This window comes from Pseudomonas sp. N-1-13 (assembly GCF_057787095.1).
In genome coordinates, this window is record NZ_JBYNRI010000001.1 from 1,307,091 (window position 1) to 1,327,803 (window position 20,713).

Annotated in this window: 18 protein-coding genes; 13 read left to right on the top strand and 5 right to left on the bottom strand. The window is 60.5% G+C overall.

Annotated features, from left to right (window positions below; all coding sequences use genetic code 11):
• Positions 1 to 41: 41 nt before the first annotated feature.
• Positions 42 to 1,264, bottom strand: a protein-coding gene (locus tag AC3I65_RS06030; RefSeq protein WP_316911973.1) for an IS3 family transposase whose coding sequence is annotated in 2 segments (ribosomal slippage) — positions 42 to 913 and positions 913 to 1,264 — 1,224 coding nt in all. Because the reading frame shifts where the segments join, the coding sequence is not laid out codon by codon here.
• A 109-nt stretch (positions 1,265 to 1,373) separates the two neighbouring features.
• Positions 1,374 to 4,220, bottom strand: coding sequence for an RNA polymerase-associated protein RapA (gene rapA, locus AC3I65_RS06035; RefSeq protein ID WP_092397142.1), 2,847 nt, complete (start codon positions 4,218 to 4,220; stop codon positions 1,374 to 1,376).
• Between the two features lie 248 nt (positions 4,221 to 4,468).
• On the opposite strand from rapA, the gene AC3I65_RS06040 reads away from it, so the two are divergent.
• From AC3I65_RS06040 to ccoM, 3 genes are all read left to right on the top strand, one after another.
• Positions 4,469 to 4,810, top strand: coding sequence for a hypothetical protein (locus tag AC3I65_RS06040; protein ID WP_047228320.1), 342 nt, complete (start codon positions 4,469 to 4,471; stop codon positions 4,808 to 4,810).
• A 94-nt stretch (positions 4,811 to 4,904) separates the two neighbouring features.
• The gene (locus tag AC3I65_RS06045) at positions 4,905 to 5,066 is read left to right on the top strand and encodes a hypothetical protein (protein WP_171061412.1); all 162 of its coding nucleotides are present in this window, start codon (positions 4,905 to 4,907) and stop codon (positions 5,064 to 5,066) included.
• A 146-nt stretch (positions 5,067 to 5,212) separates the two neighbouring features.
• On the top strand, positions 5,213 to 5,329 hold the full coding sequence (gene ccoM, locus AC3I65_RS06050) for a cytochrome c oxidase subunit CcoM (protein WP_025212288.1): 117 nt from the start codon (positions 5,213 to 5,215) through the stop codon (positions 5,327 to 5,329).
• A 254-nt stretch (positions 5,330 to 5,583) separates the two neighbouring features.
• On the opposite strand, the gene AC3I65_RS06055 is transcribed toward ccoM, so the two are convergent.
• Positions 5,584 to 7,059 carry an inorganic phosphate transporter gene (locus AC3I65_RS06055; RefSeq protein WP_047228319.1) on the bottom strand — a complete coding sequence of 492 codons (1,476 nt, stop codon included), beginning with the start codon at positions 7,057 to 7,059 and terminating at the stop codon, positions 5,584 to 5,586.
• A gap of 362 nt (positions 7,060 to 7,421) precedes the next feature.
• On the bottom strand, positions 7,422 to 7,622 hold the full coding sequence (locus AC3I65_RS06060; RefSeq protein ID WP_047228318.1) for a hypothetical protein: 201 nt from the start codon (positions 7,620 to 7,622) through the stop codon (positions 7,422 to 7,424).
• Between the two features lie 562 nt (positions 7,623 to 8,184).
• Between AC3I65_RS06060 and pcaR the strand changes: the two genes are divergently transcribed.
• From pcaR to pcaC, 10 genes are all read left to right on the top strand, one after another.
• On the top strand, positions 8,185 to 9,027 hold the full coding sequence (pcaR, locus tag AC3I65_RS06065; protein ID WP_047228317.1) for a pca regulon transcriptional regulator PcaR: 843 nt from the start codon (positions 8,185 to 8,187) through the stop codon (positions 9,025 to 9,027).
• Positions 9,028 to 9,319: 292 nt separating this feature from the next.
• On the top strand, positions 9,320 to 10,666 hold the full coding sequence (gene pcaK, locus AC3I65_RS06070) for a 4-hydroxybenzoate transporter PcaK (protein WP_488523544.1): 1,347 nt from the start codon (positions 9,320 to 9,322) through the stop codon (positions 10,664 to 10,666).
• 293 nt (positions 10,667 to 10,959) lie between these two features.
• The gene (locus tag AC3I65_RS06075; RefSeq protein ID WP_047228315.1) at positions 10,960 to 11,817 is read left to right on the top strand and encodes a CoA transferase subunit A; all 858 of its coding nucleotides are present in this window, start codon (positions 10,960 to 10,962) and stop codon (positions 11,815 to 11,817) included.
• On the top strand, positions 11,814 to 12,596 hold the full coding sequence (locus AC3I65_RS06080; RefSeq protein WP_171061413.1) for a CoA-transferase subunit beta: 783 nt from the start codon (positions 11,814 to 11,816) through the stop codon (positions 12,594 to 12,596). Before AC3I65_RS06075 ends, AC3I65_RS06080 begins: the two co-directional genes overlap by 4 nt.
• A complete protein-coding gene (gene pcaF, locus AC3I65_RS06085) occupies positions 12,593 to 13,798 on the top strand; it encodes a 3-oxoadipyl-CoA thiolase (RefSeq protein ID WP_172833803.1) in 1,206 nt (401 codons plus the stop codon). Before AC3I65_RS06080 ends, pcaF begins: the two co-directional genes overlap by 4 nt.
• 37 nt (positions 13,799 to 13,835) lie before the next feature.
• Positions 13,836 to 14,540 (top strand): protocatechuate 3,4-dioxygenase subunit beta, encoded by a 705-nt coding sequence (pcaH, locus tag AC3I65_RS06090; protein ID WP_076386020.1) that lies wholly within the window; start codon positions 13,836 to 13,838, stop codon positions 14,538 to 14,540.
• A 1-nt stretch (position 14,541) separates the two neighbouring features.
• Positions 14,542 to 15,108, top strand: a complete 567-nt coding sequence (gene pcaG / locus AC3I65_RS06095) for a protocatechuate 3,4-dioxygenase subunit alpha (RefSeq protein ID WP_047228311.1) — start codon at positions 14,542 to 14,544, stop codon at positions 15,106 to 15,108.
• A 210-nt stretch (positions 15,109 to 15,318) separates the two neighbouring features.
• Entirely contained in the window at positions 15,319 to 16,683 is a 1,365-nt protein-coding gene (locus AC3I65_RS06100; protein ID WP_488523545.1) for a 3-carboxy-cis,cis-muconate cycloisomerase, read from the top strand.
• 12 nt (positions 16,684 to 16,695) lie between these two features.
• Positions 16,696 to 17,496 (top strand): 3-oxoadipate enol-lactonase, encoded by an 801-nt coding sequence (gene pcaD / locus AC3I65_RS06105; RefSeq protein WP_274090903.1) that lies wholly within the window; start codon positions 16,696 to 16,698, stop codon positions 17,494 to 17,496.
• Positions 17,497 to 17,507: 11 nt separating this feature from the next.
• The gene (gene pcaC / locus AC3I65_RS06110; RefSeq protein WP_047228308.1) at positions 17,508 to 17,900 is read left to right on the top strand and encodes a 4-carboxymuconolactone decarboxylase; all 393 of its coding nucleotides are present in this window, start codon (positions 17,508 to 17,510) and stop codon (positions 17,898 to 17,900) included.
• A gap of 497 nt (positions 17,901 to 18,397) precedes the next feature.
• Here pcaC and AC3I65_RS06115 read toward each other — a convergent pair whose 3' ends face one another.
• Positions 18,398 to 19,651 (bottom strand): OprD family porin, encoded by a 1,254-nt coding sequence (locus AC3I65_RS06115; RefSeq protein ID WP_488523546.1) that lies wholly within the window; start codon positions 19,649 to 19,651, stop codon positions 18,398 to 18,400.
• Between the last annotated feature and the right edge of the window lie 1,062 nt (positions 19,652 to 20,713).

Genomic DNA, 20,713 nt, shown 5'->3' on the forward strand with positions numbered 1-20,713 from the left:
AATGTGTCTAGTCCTGAAATAGGTTTACACCTGTTTCAGTCTCAAAACGCCCGATGCACCGCATCGGGCGTTTTGTATTTCAGGGCCAAATGAGGTCGCTTACGGTTATAGATTTCTATCGATTCCTCAACCATGCGCTTGGCTTGGGCGAGGTCTTTGGGACGGTGTAAAAGAAATTCTGTTTTCAGAATCCCATTCACTCGTTCCGCTAGGGCATTCTGGTAGCAGTCGTAGCCATCCGTCATCGAACACCTGACGCCATGCTTGGCGTGCAGCTTTTGGTAGAGATCAGAGCAGTATTGCGAGCCCCGATCGGAGTGATGTACCAGTGGCTGATTGGTTCTTCGGTGTCGAAGAGCTTTCGTCATCGCCCGGATGACTGACTCGGTATGCAGGCTTTCATGCACATGATGGCCGACTATTTTGCGCGAGAACGCATCAGTGACCAGACTTACGTAAGCGACGCTTTGCTCGGTCGGTAAATAGGTTATATCCGCCACCCACACCTGTTCCGGGCCGGTGGCAGTGACTTGGTCAGGGCCGGGCTTGAGCCGATTCGGATGTCGACGGAAGCGATGATGACTGTCGGTAGTCTTGTGATAAGCGCGTTTGCGTGGGACCAGTTGTCGATGGTCTCGCAGAATATCGAACAATCGATCTCGGCCTACCGTTTGCGTTAGTTCAGGTTCGGCTTGCATTAGCCCATGCAGCTTACGGGTGCCCAACCGAGGCATTTCAAGGCGTGCCTCCAGCACAAATCCCAGCACCTTTTGCGCATGGCTAGTTTGCGCGTCGTAAGCTCGATTGCGCTTGTAATACGCCTGCCGTGAGATGCCCAGAAACTGGCAAGCCCTGGTGACACTCAGGCCTTCGATTTGCCCTTGGCTGAGGACTTGCCGGATCGCTTTTTTACGACAGAAACACCGTAATCGTTTTTCAGCACGTCAACGACAGCTTCAAAAAATTGGGCTTTCTGGTTGGCAAGGGCCAGCTTTTCTTCCAGCTCCTTGATTCGCTGCTCTGGTGTCAGCGGCAAATTTGGCTCGGCCATCGGTCGGTTCCTCTGGGCACGAATGGAGGCGCCTTGGCTCCAGTCCTGCCGCCCATGCTTGCGTAACCATACCAACACAGTCGACCGGCCCTGAATCCCATAACGCCGTTGAGCCTCTTTATAACTCAGTTCGCCCTTTTCAACCTGATCGACAACCGCCAATTTAAAGCCCAGCGTGTAATCACGCTGACTACGCCTTCTTCCTGAATCCATTGGTTCCTCCTGAGGATAGGTCAGAAGGTGTAAACCTTATTCAGGACGAGACAATGCACAAAAAAAGGCCCGCATCGCTGCGGGCCTTTTGTTGAGTAACGGCGGCAATTCAGCCCGCCACCAACACCCGTATGGCCTCCAGGCGCAGCGCCGCCTTCTCAAGCATCGCCAGACCTTGCTCACGCTGTTGGCGCAGAGCCACCAGTTCGCTGTCGCGTACCGTCGGGTTGACCGCTTGCAGGGCAGTCAGGCGCGCCAGTTCTTCGTCGGTATCGGCTGCCAGGCGACGCTGGGCTTCGGCCACGCGTTCGGCGTGACGCGGGGCGATCTTCTCTTCACCGGCGTTGATCCGTGGCGAGAGCTGGTCACGCTGGGCCTGGATGAACTTGTTGGCGCTGGCCCGAGGCACGCTTTCCAACTGATCGTTCAAAGTCTCGAACGAGACTCGGGCGGCGAGGTCGTTGCCATTGGCGTCCAGCAGGCAGCGCAGGGCGGCCGGCGGCAAGTAACGGCCCAGTTGCAGTGAGCGCGGGGCAACCACCTCACTGACATAGAGCAGTTCCAGCAACACGGTGCCGGGCTTGAGAGCCTTGTTCTTGATCAGCGCTACGGCGGTATTGCCCATGGAGCCGGACAGCACCAGGTCCATGCCGCCTTGCACCATCGGGTGCTCCCAGGTAATGAACTGCATGTCTTCGCGAGACAGCGCCTGGTTGCGGTCGTAGGTGATGGTCACGCCTTCGTCGTCGCCCAGCGGGAAGCTGGCGTCGAGCATTTTTTCGCTCGGCTTGAGGATCAGCGCGTTGTCCGAATGGTCCTCGCTGTCGATGCCGAACGCATCGAACAGGGTTTCCATGTAGATCGGCAGGGCGAACTGGTCGTCTTGTTCGAGAATGGCCTCTACCAGCGCATCGCCTTCACCCGCGCCGCCGGAGTTGAGCTCCAGCAGACGGTCGCGACCGGTGTGCAGCTCGGCCTCCAAGCGTTCGCGTTCGGCGCGGGCTTCGTCGATCAAGGCTTGCCACTGGCCGTCATCGGCTTCTTCCAGCAATGGCAGCAGGCGCGGGCCGAACTGATGCTGCAAGGCGTTGCCGGTCGGGCAGGTATTGAGAAACGCGTTCAGGGCCTCGTGATACCACTGGAACAGCCGCGCTTGCGGGCTGGTTTCCAGGTACGGCGCATGCAGCTCGATGGTGTGTTTCTGGCCGATCCGGTCCAGACGGCCAATACGCTGTTCCAGCAGGTCCGGGTGCGAGGGCAGGTCGAACAGCACCAAATGGTGGGCGAACTGGAAGTTGCGGCCTTCGCTGCCGATTTCCGAGCAGATCAGCACCTGGGCGCCGAACTCTTCGTCGGCGAAATAAGCCGCCGCGCGGTCGCGCTCCAGGATGTTCATGCCTTCGTGGAACACCGTGGCCGGGATGCCGGAACGTACGCGCAGGGCATCTTCCAGGTCCATGGCGGTTTCGGCGTGGGCGCAGATCACCAGCACTTTGGTGCGCTTGAGCATCTTCAGGGTGTCGATCAGCCACTCGACCCGTGGGTCGAAACGCCACCAGCGCTGTTCTTCGTTGGCGTCCGGCTGAGCCTGGAAGCTGACTTCCGGGTACAGCTCGGCGTGATCACCCAACGGCAGCTCGAGGTATTCGTCCGGGCACGGCAGCGGGTAGGCGTGCAGTTTGCGCTCCGGGAAACCCTGTACGGCGGCGCGCGTATTGCGAAACAGCACGCGGCCGGTGCCGTGGCGGTCCAGCAGTTCGCGGACCAGGCGGGCGCTGGCTTCTACATCGCCATCATTGACGGCGGTCAGCAGCGCTTCGCCCTCGTTACCCAGGAAGCCGTGAATGGTCTTGTGCGCCTCGGGTGAGAGACGGCCCTTGTCCAGCAGCTCCTGCACGGCCTCGGCCACCGGGCGATAATTCTCGCTCTCGGCGCGGAAGGCCTTGAGGTCATGGAAGCGGTTCGGGTCCAGCAGGCGCAGGCGGGCGAAGTGGCTGTCCTGGCCCAGCTGTTCCGGGGTCGCGGTCAGCAGCAGTACGCCGGGAATCGTTTCGGCAAGCTGTTCGACCAGAGCGTAATGCGGGCTGACCTGATCTTCGTGCCAGACCAGGTGATGGGCTTCGTCGACCACCATCAGGTCCCAGCCGGCGGCAAACAGCGCGTCCTGGGCCTTCTCATCGTCCACCAGCCACTCCAGCGCCACCAGGGCCAGTTGGGTGTCTTCGAACGGGTTGCTGGCATCGCTTTCGATGAAGCGTTCTTCGTCGAACAAGGCGACCTGCAGGTTGAAACGCCGTCGCATTTCCACCAGCCACTGATGCTGAAGGTTTTCCGGTACCAGGATCAGCACGCGGCTGGCGCGGCCGGAGAGCAGTTGGCGGTGGATGATCAGGCCGGCTTCGATGGTCTTGCCCAGGCCCACTTCGTCTGCCAGCAATACCCGTGGCGCGATGCGGTCGGCCACTTCACGGGCGATGTGCAATTGGTGGGCGATGGGCTGGGCACGTACGCCACCCAGGCCCCAGAGCGGCGACTGCAACTGGCGGCTGGTGTGTTCCAGGGTGTGGTAGCGCAGGGAAAACCATGCCAGTGGGTCAATCTGGCCGGCGAACAGACGGTCACTGGCCAAGCGGAACTGGATAAAGTTCGACAGCTGGGTTTCCGGCAGAGTGACAACCTCGTTCTGCCCATTGAGGCCGTGGTAGACCAGCAGCCCGTCGACATCGTCGACTTCGCGCACGGTCATTTTCCAGCCTTCGAAGTGAGTGATCACATCGCCCGGCGAAAACCGCACGCGGGTGAGGGGCGCATTCCGTAGCGCGTACTGGCGAGTGTCGCCAGTGGCCGGATAGAGCACGGTCAACAAGCGGCCGTCCTGTGCCAGAACGGTGCCTAAACCCAGCTCGGCTTCGCTGTCACTGATCCAGCGTTGCCCCGGTTGATACTGCTGCGCCATGCTGCCTGACTCCCGCCTTGAAAAAGCCGGTTATCTTAACGGAATGATCCCTCAGACCAAAGGATTTACGTAGACATCGGGTCGCCATGGGCATTGATTACTTACCGGCGGTGCGGAACTTAAGTGTGCTGAGTGATCAAACAAGCTCGGCCCGGCCTATTGTGATAATGCCAACCGGGTCACAAGTTTCAGACCAGCGGTTCAAGCTGTTCCTCGCTCAGCCGACAACCTGAAGACAGGAGACCTTTATGTTGCCACCCATGCTCCCTTTGAGCGCCGTACCCATCACCGCTCAACAGGATCCGGTCCGCCAGCGGCCGGACATACCGCCCGTGGTCCCGGTGCAGCAAAGCTCCAACGAAAGCACCATCGACCTGAAAAATCGCGACCCTGAGGAGGCTGCTCTGTTGCTGCGCGAGGAGCAACAGCGCCAGCAGGAACGCAACAAGCGCCGCCGCGAAGCCGACGAAGATCCCGAAGCGCACCTGGCCGTACCGGGCACTGAACTGAACGCCGACAACACCGTGCCAGTGGTGCCGTTGGTGGAAGGGGAAGAGCGTCAGGGCTTGTGGGTCGATATCCAGGTCTGATCCAGGCTTTTGTCGACGCATGCAGGCTGGTCAACCCGCTCGACAGCCTTCATCATGAGAGCATCCGCAGTTCACCGTACGATGCCGACACGCCATGAGCCAAGACGACAAACTGATCGACCTCAGTGCTGAGCGCGCCAAGCGCGTTCACGACCTCAACGAAAAACGCCTTAACGAAGTCCGCCAGGCTTTTGAGCAAGCCATGCCATTGGGCAAAGCCCAGAAAAAACCGAAGAAAAAACCCAAAAAGCGCTGACTCCCCTCTCTATCCATTGATACAGATCAGTTATTTCCCTTCCTTTTCGCCGCGTCGCGAGCGTTATTGACCCCGGTCAATTTTCATCCAGGCCTGATTGGTTAACTTGCACCCATCGCAACAGGGGCAAGACCAGGAGGCCAGTCATGTTTTTCGATAATGTGGTGTTTGCCGGAGTGTTGACCGTCGGCCTCATGTTCGTGTTTTTCGCCGGCTTCGGATTATTCATCTGGAAAGATGCACACAAGCGCAAAAAGCCGTAGGTCTTTCCAGCTACAACGAGCACGCAAGGCATTTTGGGCGACTTCGGTCGCCCTTTTTTTTGAGCGGATTTCCCCTGTTCCACACAAGCCCATTGTGGGAGCGAGCTTGCTCGCGATAGCGGTATGTCTGTAGATACATGTGTTGACTGACCCGGCGCCATCGCGAGCAAGCTCGCTCCCACAGTAGTCAGGTGTCCGGGCATAAAAAAAGGTGCGATCCGCCAGGACCGCACCTTTTTTATTAGCCGCTGATATCAGCTGCCGATGGCCTTGGACGCCAGCCAGAACAGCGCCGCCGAGAGGGCCACTGTCGCCGGCAGGGTCAGTACCCAGGCCAGCAGGATGGTCCGTACCGTGCCACCTTGCAGACCGCTTTTGTTGGCGACCATGGTGCCCGCCACGCCGGACGACAGTACGTGGGTGGTGGAAACCGGCAGGCTGAAGATGTTCGCCGCACCGATCATGCACGCCGTGGTGATTTGCGCCGACATACCTTGAGCGTAGGTCATGCCTTGCTTGCCGATCTTCTCACCGATGGTCAGCACCACACGCTTCCAGCCGACCATGGTGCCCAGGCCCAGGGCCAGGGCGACTGCCAGAATCACCCAGAACGGGGCGTATTCGGTGGTGGCGGTCAGGTCCTTGCGCAGCTTGTTCAGGTCGTCTTTTTCCCGAGCTGCCAGGCCTGGCAGCTTGCCAACCTTCTTCGCCGTGTCATCCAGGCAGAGCAGGTAGCGGCGAACCTCGATGCGGCTTTCCGACGGCAGCGATTGGTAATCCGCCACGCCTTTGAGGGTATCGAGCAGCGCCGCAATGGTGGGCTCGGTCTGCTGCGGGTTGCAGCGGAATTTCTCTGGCAGATCGCCCTTCACGCTTTTGCCCAGCGCCAGATATTCACCCAGCGATTCGCTGTTGCGCTGGTAGAACTGGCTCAGGTGCAACGTCGCGTCGCGGGTACGTTCGATCTGGTAGGTGGTGCTGTTCAGGTCAAGCACGAACTGCGCCGGTACGATACCGATCAGCACCAGCATGATCAGGCCGATGCCTTTCTGGCCATCGTTGGAGCCGTGGACGAAGCTGACGGCCATGGCTGAAATGACCAGCACCAGGCGATTCCAGAACGGGGGGTGTTTCTTGTCATCGATCTTGCGGCGCTGTTCCGGCGTCTTGTGCATCTTCGACAGCGGACGCCACCACTTCAGACTGATCAATACCAGTGCGGCAATCAGGAAGCCCGCCATGGGCGAGAACACCAGGGAGGCACCGATATCGATTGCCTTTTGCCAGTTCACTCCGTCGGCCAACGGGATATCGTTGATCAGCGCGTTGGCCAGGCCCACGCCGAGGATCGAACCAATCAGCGTGTGGGAGCTGGAGGCTGGGATACCGAAATACCAGGTGCCCAGGTTCCAGGTGATGGCCGCTGCGAGCAGCGAAAACACCATGGCCAGCCCGTGTCCGGTGTTCACATTGATCAGCAGCTCTACCGGCAGCAGGTGAACGATGGCATACGCCACGCCCACACCGCCCAGCAGCACGCCGAGGAAGTTGAACACACCGGAAAAGAACACCGCCAGATGAGGCGGCATGGCTTTGGTGTAGATAACAGTGGCCACCGCGTTTGCGGTGTCATGAAAGCCGTTGATGAACTCGAAGGCGAGGACAAAGGCCAGGGCGAGCAAGAGGCTCACAAGCACCCAAGCATCCAGTCCGCTAAATAAATCGATCATGAAGGTTTTCTGACCCGGTCGTAAGGGGGCGCGATTATGCCAGAAAACCTCGGTAATCGATGCATTGCCTGCTCATCGGTAACATTCTTCAACGAAATAATTTGCAGGCACCCCTTCGAACCCTGGCTTTTAGCGGGTTGCGCAAGCCATTGATTCGGGAACGGAAAACGCGCCAGGCAAGGGGCCGCTCGTCGTTGCAAGAGCCTTAAGCGGTTGTGCGAAAAATCCGAAAAGAAGGTAAGCCAAGGCCATTCCTCGACCGTTGTCGGGGAAATGGCGGCCCGCTCATGGCGGGCGTCCGGTACGGGGCCGGCCAGGGTGTCGGCCGGATACCGCTTCACAAGAACATCAAGCGCTGAGCATTACCGCTCTTCCGCTTTGAGTTCCTGTTCCATTTTCTGAAGTTCCTGGGTAAAGGCCTGGTCCTGAACGGTGGCGCGTTTACGCCAGGGTTTGCGTTCCGGTTCAGGTTGCGCGGCGTAGGTGGTGATTTCCCCGCCGTAAACTTCCTTGTAACGTTGTTCCTGGCGCTCAAGTTCCGCGCGCAGTTCGTCTTTCGTCACAGTATTACCTAATGGATTGAATTGGATCTGGTGATACGCACTGCATGTAGACATGCAGACGGCCACGGCACCAGAGCTGACAGCTGACGTAGCATCAGGAGTTTCGTATACCGCCGATACGGGGAAGCGCCATCCGGGTGCTTCGGGCACCGGCTGCCGGCACCACGCAGGATAGAAACCTGCAATGCCTGCGGACGGGAGCGGTCGATTGCCGCACCGTCACTGTGGTGCATTATAGCGGGCTGCCCGAAGAACACTATCGGGAAAAGTTAAAAGAATCTGTTGTTGTGTGAATCAATATTTGTATGTGCAACTTGTGGCAATTAGGTTTCAGGCAATGCCAGACAATGTCGCTATCCACTCTGCTGGCGCGAACTACGTTCAATACTCGTGTCGTCTTACTTATTTATCAACCCTTCACACAGAAGCAAGAGGGGGGTAGGGTGCCTTGATTGCGATTATCGGTTGATGGTTCGATAATCGAACGGTGCTGACAGCCAGCCCTTGTCTGCTCAGCGGGCAGCCGCTTGTAATAGCCGCCATTCCCCGGGAAGGACCAGATATGAACGACCAATTGCGCAACGCCTTTGCTTCTGTAGCGCCACCCATCGTTGCTTCGCCGGCCAAGCGCATCCAGGCCCTGACCGGTGACCCGGACTTCATGACGTCCCTGGCCCGAGGGTTGGCCGTGGTCCAGGCGTTCCAGGAGCGCAAGCGGCACTTGACCATCGCTCAGATCAGCCACCGCACGGAAATTCCCCGCGCCGCCGTCAGACGTTGCTTGCATACCTTGATCAAACTCGGCTACGCCACCACCGACGGACGAACCTATTCGCTGCTGCCCAAAGTATTGACCCTGGGCCATGCCTATCTGTCATCGACGCCTCTGGCCGTGTCCGCGCAGCCGTATCTGGATCGCATGAGCGAACAGCTGCATGAGGCCTGTAATATGGCGACGCTTGAAGGCGACGACATTCTTTATATCGCCCGTTCGGCCACCACCCAGCGGCTGATATCCGTGGACCTGTCCGTCGGTGGACGTCTGCCGGCCTATTGCACCTCGATGGGCAGGATTCTTCTGGCGGCACTGGACGACGCTTCCCTGCGTGATTACCTCGACCATGCCGACCTGCAGGCCAAGACCAGCCGGACCCTGCACACTCCCCAGGCTTTGCTGGAGTGTTTGCAAGAGGTGCGGCGGCAGGGATGGTGCATCGTCGATCAGGAACTGGAGCAGGGGCTGCGCTCGATTGCCGTGCCAGTCTACGACGCCTCCGGCCAGGTGGTGGCGGCGCTGAATGTCAGTACCCATGCCGGGCGGGTCAGCCGCAATGAACTGGAACAGCGCTTCCTGCCGGGGCTGTTGGGAGCCAGCCGCGACTTGAGCGCGCAACTGTTCACTTAAGCTGTTCGATAAACGCACAGAGTCGCCTCTGACGAATTGACGGTATTTGCCTCGGATCATTAATGTCGCGGCAGCGTCATCCGACGTGATCGAGCCTGGCTCGACCGATGGATGGCGGCCCAATAATAATGAGAGGCACACCTGCCATGTATACCTTCCTCGGCCTTCACCTTGACGATCGACCGACCTGTCTGTCCCGGATCGCCCGCTAACCAACACCTTTTTTGCAGCCTTGCGGTTTATTTGCCGGGCCTCTGTTCGCCTGCGTTTTCTTGCGTGGAATAAAAACAAGATGAACCAACCCCAGACCTCCGTAGGCAATTGCCTCGACGTGCAGTCCTTCATCAACGCTCAACCCATCTCGCGCTATCAATGGCGGGTAGTGATTCTGTGCTTTCTGATTGTTTTTCTCGACGGGCTCGACACTGCGGCCATGGGCTTCATCGCTCCGGCGCTCTCCCAGGACTGGGGCATTGATCGGGCCAGCCTCGGTCCGGTCATGAGTGCGGCGCTGATCGGCATGGTCTTCGGTGCTCTCGGCTCCGGTCCGTTGGCAGACCGTTTCGGCCGAAAAGTTGTGCTGGTAGGCGCGGTCGTGCTGTTCGGCGCGTTCAGCCTGGCATCGGCTTACAGCACCAACATCGATCAATTGCTGGTGCTGCGCTTTCTGACCGGCCTGGGGTTGGGCGCCGGTATGCCGAACGCCACTACCTTGCTGTCGGAATACACCCCGGAGCGTAAAAAGTCGTTGCTGGTGACCAGCATGTTCTGCGGCTTCAACCTGGGAATGGCCGGTGGCGGGTTTATCTCGGCCAAGTTGATACCGGCGTTCGGTTGGCACAGTCTGCTGCTGATCGGCGGGATCCTGCCGTTGATCCTGGCGGTGGTGCTGGTGTTCTGGTTGCCGGAGTCGGCACGTTATCTGGTGGTGCGCAATCGCGGCACGGACAAGGTGCGCAGGACCCTGGCCCCGATCGATCCGCACACCGTCGCCCAGGCGGCGAGTTTCAGTGTGCCGGAACAAAAAATCGTTAAAGCCCGCAACGTGCTGGCGGTGATTTTCTCCGGCACCTACAGCGCCGGGACGCTCTTGTTGTGGCTGACCTATTTCATGGGGCTGGTAATTGTTTACCTGCTGACCAGTTGGTTGCCGACGCTGATGCGCGACAGCGGCGCGAGCATGGAGCAGGCGGCGTTTATCGGGGCGTTGTTCCAGTTCGGCGGCGTATTGAGCGCGGTTGGGGTGGGTTGGGCGATGGATCGGTTCAATCCGCACAAAGTCATCGGCATTTTCTACTTGATGGCCGGGATATTCGCCTACGCGGTAGGGCAGAGTCTGGGCAACATTACCTTGCTTGCCACGTTGGTGCTGGTGGCCGGCATGTGCGTCAACGGCGCGCAATCGGCGATGCCGTCGCTGGCGGCGCGGTTCTATCCGACCCAAGGCCGGGCCACCGGTGTCTCGTGGATGCTGGGTATCGGCCGGTTCGGCGCGATCCTCGGCGCCTGGATGGGCGCGACATTGTTGGGCCTGGGCTGGAACTTCGAACAGGTCCTGACCGCCCTGGTCATTCCAGCGGCCCTGGCGACTGCGGCGGTGGTGATCAAGGGCATGGTCAGTCATGCGGATGCGACGTGAGCCAATGATCTGAACCTTGCGACAGACCGGTGGGAGCGAGCCTGCTCGCGATAGCGGTGGGTCAACTTGCATAAGTCTTGACTGACCCACCTCAATCGCGAGCAGGCTCGCTTCCCACAGGATCAGGGTGTCTGGGAAATAGATAGCCAAACAACAATCTGTTCGATAAACGAACACTCAGTCGATTATCGGATTGTTTGGCTGTCACCCCGAGCTTAATCTTCAGTCACTCCGGCGCCTAACCTCGCGCCTTTTTCTTCATCTTGGTCTACTGAAAAACGGGAGCCTGCCCCATGGCTGAAATCCTTTCGCTGCACGACGCAGTGAAGCAATTCGTCAATGACGGCGATACCGTCGCGCTCGAAGGCTTCACTCACCTGATTCCGACGGCGGCGGGTCATGAAATCATTCGCCAGGGCAAGAAAGACCTGACCCTGGTGCGGATGACACCCGACCTGATCTACGACCAGTTGATCGGCGCCGGTTGTGCTCGCAAGCTGATTTTCTCCTGGGGCGGCAATCCTGGGGTGGGCTCCCTGCACCGGCTGCGCGATGCTGTGGAAAAACAATGGCCGCAGCCGCTGGAGATCGAAGAGCACAGCCACGCCGACCTGGCCAATGCCTACGTCGCCGGGGCCTCGGGCCTGCCATTCGCGGTGCTGCGGGCCTACGCCGGCTCCGACCTGCCAAAGGTCAATCCGTTGATCAAAACCGTGACCTGCCCCTTCACCGGGGAAGTGCTGGCCGCCGTGCCATCCGTGCGCCCGGACATTACAGTGATCCACGCTCAAAAAGCCGACCGCAAGGGCAACGTCCTGTTGTGGGGCATTCTCGGCGTGCAGAAAGAAGCCGCCCTGGCCGCCAAGCGCTGCATCGTCACCGTGGAAGAAATCGTCGATGACCTCAACGCACCGATGAACGCCTGCGTGCTGCCGACCTGGGCGCTGAGCGCGGTGTGCCATGTACCGGGCGGTGCTCATCCTTCCTACGCGCACGGCTACACCGAACGTGACAACCGTTTCTATCAGGCGTGGGATCCCATCGCCCGGGACCGTGAGACCTTTACCGCATGGATCAATGAATACATCCACGCAACGAAAGATTTCAGTGAATTCCAGGCCCGACTGGCTGCCACTTCGCAGGTGAAATAATGACGTACTCCACCAATGAAATGATGACCGTCGCCGCAGCCCGTCGATTGCAGAACAACGCTGTGTGCTTCGTGGGCATCGGCCTGCCATCGAAGGCAGCCAACCTGGCGCGGCTGACTTCGTCGCCGGATGTCGTTCTGATCTACGAGTCCGGTCCGATCGGGGCCAAACCCAGCGTATTGCCACTGTCCATCGGTGATGGTGAGCTGGCTGAAACCGCGGACACTGTCGTGCCGACCGGTGAGATTTTTCGCTACTGGCTGCAGGGCGGACGCATCGACGTCGGCTTTCTCGGTGCAGCTCAGGTCGACCGGTTCGGCAACATCAACACCACGGTGGTGGGCGACTACCATCAACCGAAAGTCCGCTTGCCGGGCGCCGGTGGTGCACCGGAAATCGCCGGTTCGGCCAAGAGCGTGCTGATCATCCTCAAGCAGTCGGCGCGCTCGTTCGTCGACAAGCTGGATTTCATCACCTCGGTCGGTCACGGTGAGGGCGGGGATTCGCGTAAACGCCTGGGCCTGCCGGGCGCAGGTCCGGTCGGTATCATCACCGACTTGTGCATCATGGAGCCGGAAGCCGGCAGCCATGAGTTCGTGGTCACTGCGCTGCACCCCGGCGTGACCCGCGAGCAAGTCGTTGCCGCCACCGGTTGGGCGATTCGTTTTGCCGACCAGGTGCAAACCACCGCCGAGCCGACCGAAACAGAGCTGCGCGCACTGCGCGACCTGGAAGCTCGCACTGCCGCGGCCCACGGCCAGGCACCGGGAGAAGCGTGATGCGCGACGTTTATATCTGTGATGCGATTCGAACCCCCATCGGTCGCTTCGGGGGCGGTTTGGCCGCGGTGCGCGCCGATGACCTGGCCGCGGTGCCGATCAAGGCGCTGATGGAACGCAACCCATCGGTGGACTGGACTGCCGTGGACGAAGTGTTTCTCGGTTGCGCCAACCAGGCCGGGGAAGACAACCGCAACGTGGCGCGCATGGCGCTGCTGCTGGCTGGCCTGCCGCAGAGCATTCCCGGCGTAACCCTAAACCGCCTCTGCGCCTCGGGCATGGACGCCGTCGGCACGGCGTTCCGCGCCATCGCCAGCGGCGAAATGGAATTGGCCATCGCCGGCGGCGTGGAGTCGATGTCCCGCGCACCGTTCGTGATGGGCAAGGCCGATGCCGCGTTCTCCCGCAACATGAAACTGGAAGACACCACCATCGGCTGGCGCTTCATCAACCCGTTGATGAAAAACCAGTACGGTGTGGACGCGATGCCCCAGACCGCCGATAACGTGGCCGATGATTACGCAGTGTCCCGCGCTGACCAGGATGCTTTCGCCCTGCGCAGTCAGCAGCGCACGGCGGCAGCCCAGGCCGCAGGGTATTTCGCCGAGGAAATCGTCCCGGTGCGCGTAGCCCACAAGAAAGGCGAAACCGTGGTCGAGCAGGACGAGCATCCTCGCGCCGACACCACGCTGGAGACCTTGAGCAAACTCAAACCGGTCAACGGTCCAGACAAAACCGTCACGGCCGGCAACGCCTCGGGCGTGAATGATGGCGCGGCGGCTATGATCCTGGCTTCGGCCGAAGCGGTGAAAAAACACGGGCTGACGCCTCGGGGTAAAGTGTTGGGCATGGCCAGTGCCGGCGTGGCCCCACGGGTGATGGGCATCGGCCCGGTGCCCGCGGTGCGCAAACTCACTGAGCGCCTGGGCCTGGCGGTCGCAGACTTTGATGTGATCGAACTCAACGAAGCCTTCGCCAGCCAGGGCCTGGCGGTGCTGCGCGATCTGGGGCTGGCGGACGACGCGCCGCAGGTGAACCCCAATGGCGGCGCCATCGCCCTCGGCCATCCGCTGGGTATGAGCGGAGCACGGCTGGTGCTGACGGCGCTGCATCATCTGGAAAAGACCGGTGGCAAGAAAGGCCTGGCGACCATGTGTGTCGGCGTCGGCCAGGGTCTGGCGTTGGCAATCGAACGCGTCTGACACGTCGTTCCACTAATAAGAAACCGAGGAATGCTTCATGACTGACAAGCCTGGTTATCGTCGCCCCCAAGCGGGCACCCAACCGGAGTACCTGCACCCGCCGTACCAGTCCACCAACCTGCGCTCGCCTTCAAAGCCGTTGGTGTACCTGCCCCATTCGCTGTCGGAAATTACCGGTCCGACCGTAGGTGCCGATCGCCTGCAGGAGAAGGACAACGACCTGACTGCCCAGCATGCCGGCGAGCCACTGGGGGAGCGAATCATCATTCACGGGCGCGTGCTGGATGAGCATGGCCAACCCGTCCCTGGCATCCTGGTGGAGATCTGGCAGGCCAACGCCGCCGGTCGTTACAACCATGACCGCGACCTGCACGACGCACCGCTGGACCCGAACTTCACCGGCACCGGTCGCACCGTCACCGACGCCGATGGCTGGTACCAGTTCCAGACCATCAAGCCCGGCGCCTACCCGTGGGGCAACCATCACAATGCCTGGCGCCCGGCGCACATCCATTTCTCACTGTTCGGCCCGAGCATCCTGACGCGCCTGGTGACGCAGATGTATTTCCCCGGCGACCCACTCCTGGCCTACGATCCGATCTACAACTGCGTGCCGGACACCAGCGCCAAGGAACGTCTGATCGCCCGTTTCGACCTGGAAAAAACCATTCCTCACTACGCCCTCGGTTATCGCTGGGACATCGTATTGCGCGGCCGCGATGCCACGCCGATGGAGAAATAAGATGACGCTCACTGCCACCACCTCCCACACCGTTGGTCCTTACTACCACATCGGCCTGACCTGGCTGAACCGCGAAGACCTGACTGTCGCCCAAACCCTCGGCCAGCGCGTGGCGATCACCGGGCAGGTGATCGACGGCAACGGCGAATTCGTCAATGACGCGATGCTGGAAGTCTGGCAGGCCAACGCCGCCGGCAAATACGCACACCCGGAAGACGACCAGGACAAGCCCCTGGACCCGAATTTCGAAGGCTTTGGCCGGGTGCCGGTGGATGCCGAAGGGCGTTTTCGTTTCACCACCATCAAGCCGGGCTCCGTGCCGGGCCTTGGCGGCACGACCCAGGCGCCGCATCTTGTCGTGCTGGTGTTCGCCCGCGGTCTGGTCAAGCATTTGCTGACGCGAATCTACTTCGATGGTGAGCAGGCCAACGAAACCGACCCGCTGCTGGCCTGCGTGCCCGAGGAACGTCGCGCCACTATCGTGAGCAAGCCCGATGCTTCGGGCGTGTATCAGTGGAACGTGGTTTTGCAGGGGACGGATGCCGAGACGGTGTTCTTCGACTACTGATTGAAACCCGTGTGGCGAAGGCTCTTGGCCCAGCCCCGCAACAACGGTGGGGCGTGGGTCGTACAAAATACTGATGACCCTGTTCCACCCGAAGGGGTAGGGTTGGCCTGCGGGGGTGATGAATAGGATGTGCGACAACCCACGTATTTACGTCGCAGCTTTTGACCCAACCGCGTCAGGCCGGCAGACCTGCACACCCAAGGACTTTTTATGAGCGAACGACCGGGTAATCAGCTCTTTGATGCCTACTTCACCACCCGCCACATGCGCGAGGTGTTTTGTGATGCGGGCCGGGTGCAGGCCATGCTCGATGTCGAGGCGGCGCTGGCCCGGGCTGAAGCGAAGGTGGGCTTGATCCCTGTCAGTGCAGTGGCTCCGATCGAGAAGGCCTGTGACGCGCAGTTGTACGATTTTTCGGCGTTGAGCGAGGCGATTGCCACGGCGGGTAATTCGGCGATTCCACTGGTCAAGGCCCTTGGCAAGCGCATTGCCGCGCAAGACGCCGAGGCTGAGCGCTACGTGCACCTGGGGGCTACCAGTCAGGACGTGATGGACAGTGGGTTGGTGCTGCAACTGCGCCAGGCACTGGGTTTGATCGAAGGCGAACTGGCGCAACTGGCCACGATTCTCGCCCGCCAAGCCGAACGCTACGCCGCCACGCCATTGGCCGGGCGCACTTGGTTGCAACACGCAACACCGGTGACCCTGGGCATGAAAATCGCCGGTTGGCTGGGAGCCATCACCCGTAGCCGCCAGCGCCTGAATGAACTCAAGCCGCGCTTGCTGGTGTTGCAGTTCGGTGGTGCCTCAGGAACGCTCGCCGCACTGGGTGAGCAGGCCTTGCCCATCGCCGAAGCCCTGGCCGCCGAGCTGCAACTGAGCTTGCCGGAGCAGCCGTGGCACACCCAACGCGATCGCCTGGTTGAGTTCGGTTCGGTACTGGGGTTGATCGCCGGCAGCCTGGGCAAACTGGGCCGCGACATCAGCTTGTTGATGCAGACCGAGGCCGGTGAAGCGTTCGAACCCTCGGCGCCGGGCAAGGGCGGTTCGTCCACCATGCCGCACAAACGTAACCCGGTGGGCGCGGCGGTGCTGATCGGTGCGGCGACCCGAGTCCCTGGCCTGTTGTCGACGCTGTTCAGCGCCATGCCCCAGGAGCACGAACGCAGCCTGGGCCTGTGGCACGCCGAATGGGAAACCTTGCCGGAGATCTGCTGCCTGGTGTCCGGCGCCCTGCAACAGGCGCGGCTGCTGGCCGAAGGTCTGGAAGTGGACGCGGCGCGCATGGCTCGCAATCTGGAACTGACCCAAGGGCTGGTGCTGGCCGAGGCGGTGAGCATCGTCCTGGCCCAGCGGGTCGGACGCGACACTGCGCATCATCTGTTGGAGCAATGTTGCAAACGCGCCGTGGCTGAACAACGTCATTTGCGGGACGTGTTGGGGGACGAGCCCCAAGTCACTGCGCAGTTGTCTGCCGCTGAGCTGGATCATTTGCTCGACCCCGCCCACTACCTCGGCCAGGCCCAGACCTGGGTCGCGCGCGCGGTGGCTGAACACCTTGCCTTGAACGCCTGAAAGGAGACTGTTGTGGGATTCGTCAAACTCGCCGAAGGCGAACTGAACTATTGTTTCGATGGACCGCAGGATGGCCCGGTGCTGGTGCTCTCCAACTCCCTGGGCACCGACCTGCACATGTGGGACGAGCAGATCGCCGCCTTCAGTGAACACTTTGGCGTGTTGCGTTTTGACACGCGCGGGCACGGTCAATCCTTGGTGACTGAAGGGCCGTACAGCATCGACCAACTGGGCCGCGACGTGCTGGCGATGCTCGATCAGCTGAACATCGACAAGGTGCATTTCTGTGGGTTGTCCATGGGCGGATTGATCGGCCAATGGCTGGGGATCAATGCCGGTGAGCGGCTGCACAAACTGGTGGTGTGCAACACCGCCGCCAAGATCGGCGACCCATCCGTATGGGACCCGCGGATCGAAACCGTACTGCGTGATGGCAAGGCGGCGATGGTCGCGCTACGGGATGCCTCGATTGCTCGTTGGTTCACGCCGGACTTTGCCCAGGCTCATCCAGAGAAGGTCAGGAGAATCACCGACATGCTTGCTGCCACTTCGCCCCAGGGCTACGCGGCTAACTGCGCGGCGGTGCGCGATGCCGATTTCCGCGAGCAGTTGTCCTCGATTCGCGTGCCGCTGTTGGTGGTCGCCGGCACCGAAGATGCCGTGACCCCACCGTCGGGCGGGCACTTTATCCAGGAGCGGGTCAACGGCGCCGAATACGCCGAATTCCATGCCGCGCATCTGTCCAACGTCCAGGCCGGCGCTGCGTTCAGCGAACGGGTGCTGGCTTTCCTGCTGGATTCCAGTCGTTCTTGAGGGAGTATTCTGTGGACGAGAAACAACGTTACGACGAAGGCATGCAAGTACGCCGCGCGGTGCTGGGCGATGCCCACGTCGACCGCAGCCTGAATGCCTTGACTGAGTTCAACAGCGAATTCCAGGAGATGATCACTCGTCATGCCTGGGGCGACATATGGACCCGCCCCGGCCTGCCGCGCCACACCCGCAGCCTGATCACCATCGCCATGCTGATCGGCATGAACCGCAGCGAAGAACTCAAACTGCACCTGCGCGCTGCTGCCAATAATGGTGTGAGCCGCAGCGAGATCAAGGAAGTGATCATGCAGAGTGCTATCTATTGCGGCATCCCCGCGGCCAACGCCACCTTCCACCTGGCCGAGTCGGTGTGGGATGAACTGGGCGTCGAATCACGGGCTTGAGATCCACCGCCAATCCCTGTGGAAGTCAAGACTGGGGGAGCAAAGCTTGCTCGCGAAAGCGGTGGGTCAGTTGGCGATGATGTTGAATGTGATGACGCCATCGCGAGCAGGCTCGCTCCCACACTGGATCTTCAGTGAGTACAAATTTTATGCTCGACGCTGATCCCCTGTGGGAGCGGGCTTGCTCGCGAAAGCGGTGGGTCAGCTTGCATCGATGTTGAATGTGATGACGCCATCGCGAGCAGGCTCGCTCCCACACTGGATCTTCAGTGAACACAAATTTTATGCTCGACACTGATCCCCCTGTGGGAGCGAGCCTGCTCGCGAAAGCGGTGGGTCAGCTTGCATCGATGTTGAATGTGATGACGCCATCGCGAGCAGGCTCGCTCCCACACTGGATCTTCAGTGAGCACAAATTTTATGCTCAACGCTGATCCCCCTGTGGGAGCGAGCCTGCTCGCGATGACGCCGGTACAGCCTCCACTTATGTTTGGCTTTTACAACAAGCTGATCGGATAGCTGACGATCAGCCGGTTCTCATCGAACTCATTGGTGCTGTAATCCCGACGCATCGTCGAATTACGCCATTTCACATTGAGGCTCTTCAACGCACCGCTCTGTACGGTGTAGGCCAGTTCGCTTTCGCGACCCCATTCCTTACCGTCGGTGATGGTGCCTGTGTGTACGTTGTCACCGCTGATGTAGCGGTTCATCAGGGTCAGGCCCGGTACGCCGACGGCGGCGAAGTTGAAGTCGTGGCGCACTTGCCAGGATTTTTCCTGGGCGTTGTCGTAGCTGGAGTTGTAGCTGTCGTTGGCCAGGGTGCCGCCGCTGGTGCCGTTGACGCGCATCCAGCCATCGTCGCCGCTGAGTTTTTGCAGGCCGACGTAGAAGGTGTTGCCACCGTATTTGGCCGAGAGCATGGCGAACGCGGTCTTGTTGTCCAGGTCGCCCGCCAGGGCACTGCCTTCTTCCTTGCCGATGAAGTAGCCCAGGTTGGCGCCCAGGGTCCAGTCACCGATGGGCTGGCTGTGGGTCAGGTTGAAATATTTTTGCTGGTAGATGTCCGACAGTTCCGCGTACCAGACGCCGACCTGAGTGCGCTTGTCGTTGAAAGCGTATTCGCCGCCGCCGAAATTGAAGCGGTCGGACGTGAACGCACCGCGGCCGTTCATCGACATGTCTTCCATGCTCGCGTCGTTACGCGGGCTGTTGGCGCGGAACTGGCCGCCGTACAGGCTCAGGCCGTTGATCTCGGTGGAGGTGACCTGACCACCGCGGAAAGTCTGCGGCAGGGAGCGGCCATCGTCAGAGCGCAGGATTGGCAGCACCGGCATCCATTCGCCCACTTTCAGCTCAGTTTTCGACACCTTGGCTTTGAGTGCGACACCCAGGCGACCGAAGTCATCGGCCGGGTGGCCCCCGTCATGAACCGGCAACAATCCGGTATTGGCGGTGCCGCGACCACCGTCGAGCTTGAGCGAGTACATGCCCAGCACGTCCATACCGAAACCCACTGTGCCCTGAGTGAAGCCGGACTTGGCGTCGAGAATGAAACTCTGGGTCCATTCCTCGGCTTTGCCTTGGGCGTTAGCCGGGTTGGTGAAATTGCGGTTGATGTAGAAGTTGCGCAGGTTGAGATTGACCTTGGCGTCCTCGACAAAACCCGACTCTGTGGCCAGGACGGGCAGGGTGGCACCAGACAGGGCGATAGCGATAAGACTGGGGAATAAATGCTGTGTAGGTTTCATGGGCATGTCTCTAGTTTTTGTGGGCAAAGCGGGTCGCTGCCGCAACCTTGGGTTGCAGTCGGCACGGTGGAGCTGGACGGTAAGGCGATCGAAGGATCAGCCGGATGAGGCGGGGTCTATGGGCATGGCATCGAACCTGTTGTTATTGGTTTTGTGCCAGGGATGGTGAAGGGCCGGCTGGGATCGGTTCAATTGTCGTTTGCGGGTTTTGGGCGATTATCGAACGGCAAAAACTGATTGGATCTTTGTGGGAGTGAGCCTGATCGCGATGGCGGCCTACAGTCGGCCAGGATGTTTTTGACTGAGTACATATCCATTTTCGCGGTAACGGCGACTTAGGGTTCCGCCCTTACGGCGGGTCACTTTCGAAAATCCGGAAGCCGGCCCAGGCGAAAGTAACCAAAGCGCTCTTGCCCCACCACTCGGCACCTCGCTTAGGCTCGGTGTGCCCTCACTCCGGCATTGCTCCGTGGGCCCGCCGCGAAGGGCCATCCATGGCCCAGCGCGGCTATCCCGGCATCCATGCCGGGATGCCCACTGCGCAATGCCTGCGTTCGGCCAGCGTGGTTAACGGGGCGCCCGAGATCAACGTCCACCGCGAGGCGGCCTAGTAGCCGACCTGGCTCTCCCGGTCGTACGCCGATCCCATTGTGAGAGCGAGCCCGCTCGCGAAGGCGGTCTGACAGCCGACCTGTCTCTCCGGCCATACCCCGATCCAACTGTGGGAGCGAGCTTGCTCGCGATGGCGGAGGGACAGTTTGCGGTGGTGTTGGATGTGCTGGCGTCATCGCGAACAAGCTCGCTCCCACAGGTTTTTGTATCGTGTGCGAATGTTGTGAACACCCGCAAACCTATGTGGGAGCGAGCCTGCTCGCGATAGCGTAGGGTCAGTTTGCGGCGATGTTGGATGTGCTGGCCTCTTCGCGAGCAAGCTCGCTCCCACAGGAGGAACGCGATCACCAAAAATCAGGTCGGCTATCAGGCCGCCTCGCGGTGGACGTTGATCTCGGGCGCCCCGTTAACCACGCTGGCCGAACGCAGGCATTGCGCAGTGGGCACCTC

Excerpts from the sequence above, each read along its gene's own strand:
- rapA (WP_092397142.1), bottom strand. The coding sequence starts at position 4,220 with ATGGCGCAGCAGTATCAACCGGGGCAACGCTGGATCAGTGACAGCGAA.
- AC3I65_RS06040 (WP_047228320.1), top strand. The coding sequence starts at position 4,469 with ATGTTGCCACCCATGCTCCCTTTGAGCGCCGTACCCATCACCGCTCAA.
- AC3I65_RS06045 (WP_171061412.1), top strand. The coding sequence starts at position 4,905 with ATGAGCCAAGACGACAAACTGATCGACCTCAGTGCTGAGCGCGCCAAG.
- ccoM (WP_025212288.1), top strand. The coding sequence starts at position 5,213 with ATGTTTTTCGATAATGTGGTGTTTGCCGGAGTGTTGACCGTCGGCCTC.
- AC3I65_RS06055 (WP_047228319.1), bottom strand. The coding sequence starts at position 7,059 with ATGATCGATTTATTTAGCGGACTGGATGCTTGGGTGCTTGTGAGCCTC.
- pcaR (WP_047228317.1), top strand. The coding sequence starts at position 8,185 with ATGAACGACCAATTGCGCAACGCCTTTGCTTCTGTAGCGCCACCCATC.
- pcaK (WP_488523544.1), top strand. The coding sequence starts at position 9,320 with ATGAACCAACCCCAGACCTCCGTAGGCAATTGCCTCGACGTGCAGTCC.
- AC3I65_RS06075 (WP_047228315.1), top strand. The coding sequence starts at position 10,960 with ATGGCTGAAATCCTTTCGCTGCACGACGCAGTGAAGCAATTCGTCAAT.
- pcaH (WP_076386020.1), top strand. The coding sequence starts at position 13,836 with ATGACTGACAAGCCTGGTTATCGTCGCCCCCAAGCGGGCACCCAACCG.
- pcaG (WP_047228311.1), top strand. The coding sequence starts at position 14,542 with ATGACGCTCACTGCCACCACCTCCCACACCGTTGGTCCTTACTACCAC.
- AC3I65_RS06100 (WP_488523545.1), top strand. The coding sequence starts at position 15,319 with ATGAGCGAACGACCGGGTAATCAGCTCTTTGATGCCTACTTCACCACC.
- AC3I65_RS06115 (WP_488523546.1), bottom strand. The coding sequence starts at position 19,651 with ATGAAACCTACACAGCATTTATTCCCCAGTCTTATCGCTATCGCCCTG.